1 protein-coding gene is annotated in these 1,083 nt (G+C 68.2%); it reads left to right on the top strand.

The window, feature by feature from the left end; all coding sequences use genetic code 11:
* Positions 1-1,080, top strand: a 1,080-nt coding sequence (gene tuf, locus MKK70_RS06180) for an elongation factor Tu (RefSeq protein ID WP_243946378.1), incomplete at its 5' end; no start/stop codon positions are given.
* Positions 1,081-1,083 lie beyond the last annotated feature (3 nt).

Below are 1,083 nucleotides of genomic sequence, written 5' to 3'. Positions count from 1 at the left end.
GAGTCCGGCGGGGCGACGTTCACGGCCTACGACCAGATCGACAAGGCTCCCGAGGAGAAGGCGCGCGGGATCACGATCTCGACGGCGCACGTGGAGTACGAGACGACGAACCGGCACTACGCGCACGTCGACTGCCCCGGTCACGCCGACTACGTGAAGAACATGATCACGGGCGCGGCGCAGATGGACGGCGCGATCCTGGTGGTGTCGGCGGCCGACGGCCCGATGCCGCAGACCCGCGAGCACATCCTGCTGGCGCGCCAGGTCGGCGTTCCGGCGCTGGTGGTGTTCCTCAACAAGGTCGACCTCGTCGACGACGCCGAGCTGCTCGAGCTCGTCGAGATGGAGGTGCGCGAGCTTCTGTCGAAGTACGACTTCCCCGGCGACGACATCCCGATCACCAAGGGCTCGGCCAAGGTGGCGCTCGACAACGGCGACAAGGCGGTCGGGCACGACGCGGTGCTGGCGCTGATGAAGACGGTGGACGACTACATCCCGCAGCCGGAGCGTCCGATCGACATGCCGTTCCTGATGCCGATCGAGGACGTGTTCTCGATCTCGGGCCGCGGCACGGTGGTGACGGGCCGGGTCGAGCGCGGCATCGTCAAGGTCGGCGAGACGGTGGAGATCGTCGGCATCCGCGACACCCAGACCACGACGGTCACGGGCGTCGAGATGTTCCGCAAGCTGCTCGACCAGGGCCAGGCGGGCGACAACGTCGGCGTGCTGCTGCGCGGCACCAAGCGCGAGGACGTCGAGCGCGGCCAGGTCGTGTGCAAGCCGGGCTCGGTCAAGCCCCACACCAAGTTCAAGGCCGAGGCCTACATCCTGACCAAGGAGGAGGGCGGGCGCCACACGCCGTTCTTCACGAACTACCGGCCGCAGTTCTACTTCCGCACCACCGACGTGACCGGCGTGTGCGTGCTGCCCGAGGGCACCGAGATGGTGATGCCGGGCGACAACGTGACCATGGACGTCACGCTGATCGTGCCGGTGGCCATGGAGGAGAAGCTGCGCTTCGCCATCCGCGAGGGCGGCCGAACCGTCGGCGCCGGCGTCGTCGCCGCCATCAACGCGTAGTCG

Source organism: Methylobacterium sp. E-041 (assembly GCF_022829665.1).
Classification (GTDB): Bacteria; Pseudomonadota; Alphaproteobacteria; order Rhizobiales; family Beijerinckiaceae; genus Methylobacterium.
The sequence above is the reverse complement of the archived record's forward strand: the minus strand, read 5'-3'. Positions and strand labels throughout refer to the sequence as shown.